This is a genomic window from Stenotrophomonas sp. FR024 (assembly GCF_047500745.2).
Classification (GTDB): Bacteria; Pseudomonadota; Gammaproteobacteria; order Xanthomonadales; family Xanthomonadaceae; genus Stenotrophomonas; species Stenotrophomonas maltophilia_A.
The window spans coordinates 186,639-195,555 of record NZ_JAXAXM020000006.1 but is presented as its reverse complement, the minus strand read 5'-3'; the positions used below and the strand labels follow the sequence as shown (position 1 = coordinate 195,555).

General features: G+C 66.3%; 8 protein-coding genes. 3 read left to right on the top strand and 5 right to left on the bottom strand.

The features are described from left to right. Window positions 1-163 precede the first annotated feature (163 nt). Together ku and ligD are read left to right on the top strand one after the other, a co-directional pair. Window positions 164-1,069: a non-homologous end joining protein Ku gene (gene ku, locus ACMZ91_RS09300; protein ID WP_049462444.1), complete on the top strand. Its 906-nt coding sequence runs from the start codon at window positions 164-166 to the stop codon at window positions 1,067-1,069. 3 nt (window positions 1,070-1,072) lie between these two features. Continuing rightward, window positions 1,073-3,559: a DNA ligase D gene (gene ligD / locus ACMZ91_RS09295; RefSeq protein ID WP_414577305.1), complete on the top strand. Its 2,487-nt coding sequence runs from the start codon at window positions 1,073-1,075 to the stop codon at window positions 3,557-3,559. A gap of 71 nt (window positions 3,560-3,630) precedes the next feature. Here ligD and ACMZ91_RS09290 read toward each other — a convergent pair whose 3' ends face one another. The 4 genes from ACMZ91_RS09290 to ACMZ91_RS09275 form a co-directional block, all read right to left on the bottom strand. Then, window positions 3,631-4,023, bottom strand: coding sequence for a hypothetical protein (locus tag ACMZ91_RS09290; RefSeq protein WP_164079657.1), 393 nt, complete (start codon window positions 4,021-4,023; stop codon window positions 3,631-3,633). A gap of 128 nt (window positions 4,024-4,151) precedes the next feature. After that, window positions 4,152-5,180, bottom strand: a complete 1,029-nt coding sequence (gene adhP, locus ACMZ91_RS09285; protein ID WP_049462439.1) for an alcohol dehydrogenase AdhP — start codon at window positions 5,178-5,180, stop codon at window positions 4,152-4,154. A 95-nt stretch (window positions 5,181-5,275) separates the two neighbouring features. Continuing rightward, window positions 5,276-5,914, bottom strand: a complete 639-nt coding sequence (eda, locus tag ACMZ91_RS09280; protein WP_049462437.1) for a bifunctional 4-hydroxy-2-oxoglutarate aldolase/2-dehydro-3-deoxy-phosphogluconate aldolase — start codon at window positions 5,912-5,914, stop codon at window positions 5,276-5,278. A 116-nt stretch (window positions 5,915-6,030) separates the two neighbouring features. Further along, on the bottom strand, window positions 6,031-6,621 hold the full coding sequence (locus ACMZ91_RS09275; RefSeq protein WP_414577318.1) for a cysteine dioxygenase family protein: 591 nt from the start codon (window positions 6,619-6,621) through the stop codon (window positions 6,031-6,033). A gap of 239 nt (window positions 6,622-6,860) precedes the next feature. Between ACMZ91_RS09275 and ACMZ91_RS09270 the strand changes: the two genes are divergently transcribed. Then, window positions 6,861-7,916 carry a LacI family DNA-binding transcriptional regulator gene (locus ACMZ91_RS09270; RefSeq protein WP_414577303.1) on the top strand — a complete coding sequence of 352 codons (1,056 nt, stop codon included), beginning with the start codon at window positions 6,861-6,863 and terminating at the stop codon, window positions 7,914-7,916. An 83-nt stretch (window positions 7,917-7,999) separates the two neighbouring features. Here the strand turns inward: ACMZ91_RS09270 and phhA are convergent, their stop codons facing one another. Next, a complete protein-coding gene (gene phhA, locus ACMZ91_RS09265) occupies window positions 8,000-8,893 on the bottom strand; it encodes a phenylalanine 4-monooxygenase (protein WP_414577302.1) in 894 nt (297 codons plus the stop codon). Window positions 8,894-8,917: the final 24 nt, after the last annotated feature.

Below are 8,917 nucleotides of genomic sequence, written 5' to 3'. Positions count from 1 at the left end.
GCCGGCCGCTGGCCGGCAACCCCAGGAAACTTCAGGCCGCGAGCCTCAGCCGGCCAGCGGCCGGCACTACCGCTTTCCGTAGAACCCACGTGCACGGCACGGACACGGCTGGTTTACGCCCTCCGGCCCACGCTGGGCACCCTGCCCCGCCAAAGGTGCGCCCATGGCCCGCCCGATCTGGACCGGCACGTTGTCGTTTGGCCTGCTCAACGTGCCGGTGTCACTGATGTCCGGCGAACGCAAGGTCGATCTGCAGTTCCGCATGCTCGACTCCCGCGATCGCAAGCCGATCCGTTTCGAACGGGTCAACGCCGACACCGGTGAGGAAGTGCCCTGGAAGGACATCGTCAAAGCCTATGAGTACGACAAGGGCAGTTATGTCGTGCTGGAGGAAGGTGATATCCGTTCGGCGGCGCCGGAAAGCCACGAAGCGGTGGAGGTGGAATCGTTCGTGGATGCGGCGCAGATCGACCCACGCTACTACGAGAAACCGTATCTGCTGGTGCCCGGCAAGAAGGCCGAAAAGGGCTATGTGCTGCTGCGCGAAACGCTGCGCAGTACCGGCAAGGTGGGCATCGCGCGGGTGGTGGTGCGCACGCGCGAATACCTGTGCGCGGTGATGCCGCATGAGGACGCGCTGGTGTTGATGATCCTGCGCTATCCGCAGGAGCTGGTGGATCCCGAGGACTACAAGCTGCCCACCGGAAAACTGTCCGACTATCGCATCACCAGCAAGGAAACGGCGATGGCCGAACAGCTGATCGAGTCAATGGCCGGTGACTGGGATCCTTCGGATTATCACGATGAGTTCCGCGAGCGTCTGCAGCTGGTACTGAACAAGCGCATCAAATCCAAGGGCGGCACTACCCGGGTGGAAGACGAGCCCGCACCACGTGAAGATGCCACCACCAATGTGGTGGATTTCATGGCGTTGCTTCAGAAGAGCCTGGACGCCAACAAGCGCACGCCGGCGAAGAAGCCGGCAATGCGCAAGGCACCGGCGAAGAAGGCTGCGAAGAAGGCCGCCAAAAGGGCCATAAAGAAGACCACGCGGCGCAAGGCAGGTTGAACCATGTCGCTGCACCAGTACCGGCGCAAGCGCAGACTGGGTGGTGGCGCCGGGCAGACGCCGGAGCCTGACGACACGCCCGCACGCGGCGATCCGAAGCGGCGGCCGACCTTCGTCATCCAGCTGCATCACGCAAGCTCGCGTCACTATGACTTCCGCCTTGAAATGGACGGCGTACTGAAGAGCTGGGCTGTGCCCAAGGGGCCTTCGCTGCGCGTTGGTGAGAAGCGGCTGGCCGTGGAGGTGGAAGATCACCCGTTGTCCTACGCCGGTTTCGAAGGAGACATTCCTGAAGGCCACTATGGCGCTGGCCACGTGCATGTCTTCGATCACGGCACCTGGGCCTGTGAAGGCGATCCACTGCAGGCGCTGGCGGCTGGAAAGATCGACTTCGTGCTGCACGGGCAACGCCTGGCCGGTGGCTGGAAGCTGGTGCGGACCGCGATGAAAGGCCGCCAGGTGCAGTGGCTGCTGATGAAGCGCGACGACGGCGAAGCGCGCGACGCGGAGGCGGATGACCTGCTGACGGCACCCACGCCGAAACGAGCATCTGCGGCGAAGAAGCGTTCCACAGCGAAGGCGGCGCGTGCTGCACCCGTCGCACGCACGACCACGCGCAAGGCCGATGCGCGTTGGCATGCACGCGCGCTGCAACTGCACGGCGCACGTGATACGCCCTTTCCCCTTGGGTTCAAACCGCAGTTGACCGATCATCGCGACAGTGCCCCCGACGGCGAGCGCTGGCTGCACGAGATCAAGTGGGACGGCTATCGTCTGCTGGCCGATCTGCACAATGGCGAGGTGAAACTCCGCTCGCGCAACGGCCTGGACTGGACGGCCGATTTTCCCGAGGTCGCGCAGGCCGTGCTGGCGCTGCCGGTGCGCGATGCGCGCCTGGATGGCGAGCTGGTGGTTCTGGACAAGGAAGGACGCAGCGATTTCGCAGCACTGCAGCGCGTGATCGATGGAAGCTCGAAGCAACCGTTGCGTTACATCGTGTTCGATCTTCCGGGTGTGGCCGGCGTGGACATCAGTCGTGCGCCGTTGCTGGAACGCAAGGCGCTGCTGAAGGATCTCATCGGGCCGGCGCCCGGCACACTGGCCTTCAGCGAACACGTGGTCGACCATGGGCCGCAGGTGTTCGATGCCAGCGGCGAGGCCGGCTTCGAAGGCATCGTCAGCAAGCAGGTGGATGCGCCGTACGTAAACACCCGCGCGCGCAGCTGGGTGAAGGTGAAGCACGAAGACACCGACGAGTTCGTGATCGTCGGCTATACGGCACCCAAGGGTTCCCGGGTGGGATTCGGCTCGCTGCTTCTGGCCACGCCGGACAAGGCCGGGCTGCGCTATGTGGGCCGCGTGGGTACCGGCTTCGACGACGAGCGCCTGCGCGCGCTGCTCAAGGCACTGCAGCCTTTGGCAGTGAAGACGCCGGTGCTGCAGCTGCCGGCGCATGTGCCGTTCCGCGCCGCCAGCGTACGCTGGGTGAAACCGGTGACGGTGGCGGAGGTGGCGTTCCGTGGCTGGGGCAAGGAAGGCCTGCTCCGCCAGGCCAGTTTCAAGCGGTTGCGCAGCGACAAGCAGGAGGAGGACCTGGGAATGAGCACCGCAGATGCCGAAGCCGGAGGTGAGGTCCAGATCACCCATCCTGAGCGGGTGGTGTTTCCAAAGCAGAAACTGAGCAAGGGCGACGTGGCCGACTACTACCAGCGCATGGCGCGCTGGATCCTGCCCGAAATCGCCGGACGTCCGCTGTCATTGCTGCGCTGTCCGGATGGCGTCGGCAAGGCCTGCTTCTTCCAGAAGCATCATGGCCCCGGCCTGGGCGATGCGGTGCATGCGGTGCCCCTCCTGCAGAAGAGCGGCCGCGAGGATTACGTCTACATCGACGATGCGCGGGGCCTGCTGCAACTGGTGCAGATGAACACGCTGGAGCTGCATCCCTGGGGTGCGACCGTGGCCGACCCGGAGCATCCGGATCGACTGGTGTTCGATCTCGACCCTGGTGACGGCGTCAGCTGGGCACAGGTGAAAGCCGGTGCACGCGATGTGCGTGACCGCCTCCAGCAGGTGGGTCTGGAGAGCGTCGTACGCCTGTCTGGCGGCAAGGGGGTGCACGTGGTGGTACCACTGCAGCCCAAGGCAGGCTGGGGCGAAGCCAAGGCATTCTGCGAGGCGTTCGCACAGGCGATGGCGGAGCAGGCGCCGGACCGCTACGTGGCGACGATGAGCAAGGCGAAGCGCAATGGCGTCATCTTCATCGACTGGCTGCGCAACACCCGAGGCGCCACCAGCGTGTGCTCGTGGTCGCTGCGTGCACGCGATTCTGGCGGCGTGGCGGTGCCGCTGCGCTGGGAAGAACTGGCGCGGGTGAGCGCGGCCGACGCGTTTCCGATGGCCAAGGCGCTGGCGCGTGCCAAGCGGCTGAAGGGTGACCCATGGCAGGGCATCGCGCGATTGAAGCAGACGCTGCCGTCGCTGAAGCGGTAGTGCCGGCCGCTGGCCGGCACCTGTAGGATGGGCGAGGTTGCCGGCCAGCGGCCGGCACTACCTGGATGCGCTCAGCGCGGATCGCGCGACGCGCGGCGACCGAACCACCAGCCGGCCAGCAGCTGCAGCGGCAGTGACGCCAGCAGCGAAATGACGAACCAGAGCGGGAAATCCGCGCCTGCGGTCCACATTGCGTAGGCGCAGCCGAGCGCGATCAACGACCAGATCGAAAAACCATGCGAACGCGGCCAGCACGGTGCGTAGTAGGTGGCGAAGGAAATGCCAGCGACGCCGCCGAGCACGCTGAAGGCCAGGTCCCACCCCAGCTGCACGCTGTTGTTGTCCGGCGACATGCCCACCAGCGGGGGCAGCCAGCTGGCGACGCTGCTGACCAGCGCAAGCGACAGCACGCCGCCGATCAGGGCGACGAGGGACAGGAACAGGGTCTTGAGCAGGTCGGGCATGCGCGCATTGTACGGCGGCGCGAAATGCCTGGGGTTTGCCGGCCAACGGCCGGCACCACCGGGGGATAGGCATGGCCGCCGCGTCCGTGGGAGAGGGGGACGGAGCGACGGCGGCCATGCACAGGCGGTCAGGCGGCGAAGTCGAGCACCACGCGGCCTTCGATCGTGCCCGCATGCATGCGCGCGAACACGTCGTTGATGTTTTCCAGGCGGTCGGTGCTGACCGTGGCCGCGACCTTGCCTTCGGCAGCGAACTGCAGCGACTCCTGCAGGTCCAGCCGGGTGCCGACGATCGAGCCACGCACGGTGATGCCGTTGAGCACCATGCCGAAGATGTCCAGCGGGAAATTACCGGGCGGCAGTCCGTTGAGCGAGACCGTGCCGCCACGGCGGACCATGCCCAGCGCCTGCTCGAACGCCTTCGGCGACACCGCGGTGACCAGGGCGCCGTGCGCGCCGCCGATTTCCTTCTTCAGGAAGGCGGCCGGATCGGTGGTACGCGCGTTCACGGTGATCTGCGCGCCGAGCTGCCGGGCCAATGCCAGCTTGTTGTCGTCCACATCCACCGCAGCCACGTTCAGACCCATCGCGCGGGCGTACTGCACCGCCATGTGGCCCAGGCCACCGATGCCGGAAATCGCCACCCAGTCACCGGGTTTGGTGTCGGTGACCTTCAGGCCCTTGTAGACGGTCACGCCGGCGCACAGCACCGGCGCGATCTCGACGAAGCCCACGTCCTTCGGAAGCAGGCCGACATAGTTGGCATCGGCCAGTGCGTACTCGGCGAAGCCGCCGTTGACCGAGTAACCGGTGTTGCGCTGTGTCTCGCACAGCGTTTCCCAGCCACCCAGGCAGTGTTCGCAATGGCCACACGCCGAGTACAACCAGGGGATGCCGACCCTGTCGCCTTCCTTGACGTGCCCTACCCCGCCTCCCACGGCCACGACGTGCCCCACGCCCTCGTGGCCGGGGATGAACGGCGGGTTCGGTTTCACCGGCCAGTCGCCCTCGGCGGCGTGCAGGTCGGTGTGGCAGACGCCACAGGCCTCGATCTTGACCAGTACTTCGCCCGCCCCCGGGCGCGGTACCTGGACTTCCTCGATCACCAGTGGCTTGCCGAACTCACGCACGACAGCGGCCTTCATGGTCGAATTCATGTTCGGATCTCCGTAGTGCGCTTGCCCACAGAATGACGCCGGCTCGAGGCCGGCGCTTTGATCACGATCAAACCTTTGACGATTCGTGCAGCGGTTCAGCCGGCCAGTACCGAGGCCTCGCGGGCCAGACGCTCGATCGCATCCCAGTCGCGGGTCTGCAGCAGCGCCGGGGTGGTCAGCCACGAGCCGCCCACGCACAGCACGTTGGGCAGGTGCAGGAACTGCGGCGCGGTCTGCGCGCTGATGCCGCCGGTCGGGCAGAAGCGCATATCGGCGAACGGGCCGTGCCAGGCCGCCAGCAACGCAGCGCCACCGGCCTGCACCGCCGGGAAGAACTTGAAGGTGTCGTGGCCGTGCTCCAGGCCCAGGATCAGGTCGGAGGCAGTGGCGGCACCAGGCAGGTACGGCAGGTCGGCATCACGCGCGGCGGCATACAGCGTCGGCGTGGCACCGGGGGACACCGCGAAACGCGCACCGGCCTGCTTGGCTGCCTGCATCTGCGCGGCGTTGAGCACGGTGCCGGCACCGATTACCGCATCGGGCACGGCCTCGACCATCGCCTTGATCGCATCCAGCGCCTGCGGCGTGCGCAGCGTCACTTCGATCACCGGCAGGCCGCCGCGGAACAGCGCCTGGGCCACTTCGACCGCTTCATTCACATCTTCGGGGGTGTACACCGGAATCACCGGTGCCAGCTTCAACAGCGCGCGCAGGCGCGGATCAGCGCTGGACATCGTCTTGCTCCTTGCCCGACCGGGCATCGCGGATCGCCGCCGGGTCCGGCAGCGCAGCGGCGCATGATGCCACGTGGCTCACGACGGTGCTGGTGGTGCCCCGCCCTGCCCCCGGCTCAGGCCGGGTCGGCCTGCAATGCCTGGATGCGACGCTGGTACCAGTCACCACCGAGCGGATCGAACACCGCCGAGCGCTCCATCTGCGCCTCGTACACGTGAACCGAGATCGCCAGCGCTTCGTTGCTGGCGTTGCGCAGGGTGTGGTACTCGTGCGGCGGAATCAGGCTGCCGGCACTGCCGCAGCCCCCGCGCAGCACGGCGTGGCGGCGGAAGCGGCAGCGCTCACCGTTGCGCTCCAGCAGTTCATAGCGGGTGATTTCCAGCTCGCCTGACCACACTCCCTCCACACACCACATGGCATCGTGGTCGTGCAGCGGCGTGCCCTGCCCTGGGCCCCAGCTCATGGCAATCACGCTGTAGCCGTGTTCGCGGCTGTGGTACAGCGGGCGTCGCGCGTAATGATCACTGACCGGACGGTGTACGCACTCGGGCAATTCGATGCGGCTGTCCGCGATGGCTTCCTGCAGCGCCAGCTGCAGGTCGGCGGTGATGCGCTCGGCATCACCGGAGGTCATCGCCGCGTCGACCGCAGCGATCAACCTGTCGCGGCCACGGAACGGCGGAAACGGAGAAGTCTGCAGGTCCATGTCCTGACTGTAGCGGAGCATGGTTAAAGGAATGTTGGCGTTCGCGCGCGTCGCGCCCGCATTCATGGTGAACACGCGCGGAAGAACGGTTCAGATGCGAACGAAGTAGAGCGATCACAATGGAACCCCGCGCAGCGGAGCGTGTCGAATACGACGCGCTCTGAGCGAACTGCGACATTCCGCAACTTCGCGCCCTTCGGGCGCAAGGCTAGAATTCTCCGACTTACCTGGTTCTATACATGTCAGTGCGAATAATTAGCGATGCCGCGTTGCCGGCATCGAAGGGCAAGGCTGCCACGATCAACGACATCGCACGACTGTCGGGAGTTTCCAAGAAAACGGTTTCAAGAATCATCAACAACTCGCCGCTGGTGCGCAAAGACACCCGCGACAAGGTCGAGGCGTTGATGCGCGAGGTCGGTTACGTGCCCGACCCGCTGGCGCGCGGGCTCGCGTTCCGCCGCTCCTTCCTGATCGGCCTGGTGTATGACGACCCGGGCGCCCAATGCATCGTCGACCTGCAGCACGGCGCGTTGGAAGCGCTGCGCGGCACCGGCTATGAGCTGGTGGTGCACCCGTGCAACAGCCAGGATGCGGACTGTGCGGACGGCGTGCGCCGCTTCGTGCAGCAGCAGAAGCTGCATGGCGTGATCCTCGGCCCGCGCGCCTCCGAGTCGGTGGCGCTGGCGCAGATGCTGGACGCGATCGACTGCCGCTACATCCGCATCAATGCGCATGCATCGGAGGAAGACGTGCAGGCGGTGGTCACCCACGATCGCGACGGTGCCGCTGCGGCTGCGGGCTACCTGCTCTCGCTGGGCCATCGCGATATCGCGGTGATTGCGGGTCCGGGGGATCGCCGTACCGCACGCGAGCGCACCCATGGCTTCCTCGACCGGCTGGCGCAGGTGGGCCTGACCCTGCCGGGTGAACGCGTGCTGGAAGCGGGCGATACGTTCGAGTCGGGCGTGCATGCCGCCGAACGGCTGCTGATGGGCGGACAACGGCCCAGTGCGATCTTCGCCGGCAACGACGAGATGGCGGCTGGTGTGTACCAGGTGGCATTGCGCGCCGGCATCGCGGTGCCGCAGCAGTTGTCGATCGTCAGCTACGACGACAGCCCGCTGGCATCGCGGCTGTGGCCGCCGCTGACGTCGGTGCGCCGCCACGTCTCCGACATCGGCCGCATGGCTGCCGCGATGCTGGTGCAGACCGACGTGCCGGATGCGCCGACCGCAACCAGCGTGCATCCGCAGCTGATGGTGCGCGGTTCCTGCCGGGCCGTGGACGGCTGATTGCCCTGCCCTGGGCAGCAACGAAAACGGCGCATCCAGGTGCGCCGTTTTCTTTTCAATGCGAAGAGGTGTGCGCCGTGCGCTTACACGTCGCCACCGTCGGCCCAGCCTTCGCCGGTGCCCTTCTGGAACACGCGGTCATCGGCCTGCACATCGCCCGCCGGCAGATGCGCCTGATCAGACAGCGCCGCGTAGATCGGGGTGAAGTCCGGCGACGTCGCCTGCATCAGCTGTTCGAAGCTGTCGATGACGAAGTAGGTCTTCTGGAAGGTGTCGATGCGGTACTTCGTGCGCATGATCCGCTGCAGGTCGAAACCGATGCGGTTGGGCGCAGCCGACTCCAGCGAGTACAGCGATTCGCCCTTCGACGACACGATGCCGGCGCCGTAGATGCGCAGGCCGTCGGGCGTATCGATCAGGCCGAACTCCACCGTGTACCAGTACAGGCGGGTCAGGTTCTGCAGTGCATCCGGGCCGATCGCGTGGGCTTTGACCCCGCCACGGCCGTACGCCTCCATGTAGTCGGCGAACACCGGGTTCATCAGCAGCGGCACATGGCCGAACAGATCGTGGAACAGGTCCGGTTCGGCGATGTAATCGATCTGGTCCGGGCGACGGATCCACCAGGTCACCGGGAAACGACGGTTTGCCAGGTGGTCGAAGAAGTCCAGTTCCGGCAGCAGGCCTTCCACGCCGACCAGGGTCCAGCCGGTGGCGGCGCCGAGCACTTCGTTGAGCTGGTCGAAGCGCGGAATCATGTGCGCGCTCATGCCCATCTCGTCCTGTGCATCCAGGAATTCCTGGCAGGCACGGCCGACCAGCAGTTCGCGCTGGCGCTGGTACAGCGTGCTCCAGGTGGCGTGGTCGTCGGCGGTATAGGTGTCCCACGGCTGCTCGACGAGCGCGGTGGTATACACCGGCACGTAGCCCTTGTCGGTCTGCTGGTGTTCGACGCGGCGGGGCTGGGCGAGGTCCATGGGGCACTCCTTGACGGGATACCC

Bases quoted from the DNA above. Each gene is read 5' to 3' on its own strand.
- ku (WP_049462444.1), top strand. From the start codon at position 164: ATGGCCCGCCCGATCTGGACCGGCACGTTGTCGTTTGGCCTGCTCAAC.
- ligD (WP_414577305.1), top strand. From the start codon at position 1,073: ATGTCGCTGCACCAGTACCGGCGCAAGCGCAGACTGGGTGGTGGCGCC.
- ACMZ91_RS09290 (WP_164079657.1), bottom strand. From the start codon at position 4,023: ATGCCCGACCTGCTCAAGACCCTGTTCCTGTCCCTCGTCGCCCTGATC.
- adhP (WP_049462439.1), bottom strand. From the start codon at position 5,180: ATGAATTCGACCATGAAGGCCGCTGTCGTGCGTGAGTTCGGCAAGCCA.
- eda (WP_049462437.1), bottom strand. From the start codon at position 5,914: ATGTCCAGCGCTGATCCGCGCCTGCGCGCGCTGTTGAAGCTGGCACCG.
- ACMZ91_RS09275 (WP_414577318.1), bottom strand. From the start codon at position 6,621: ATGGACCTGCAGACTTCTCCGTTTCCGCCGTTCCGTGGCCGCGACAGG.
- ACMZ91_RS09270 (WP_414577303.1), top strand. From the start codon at position 6,861: ATGTCAGTGCGAATAATTAGCGATGCCGCGTTGCCGGCATCGAAGGGC.
- phhA (WP_414577302.1), bottom strand. From the start codon at position 8,893: ATGGACCTCGCCCAGCCCCGCCGCGTCGAACACCAGCAGACCGACAAG.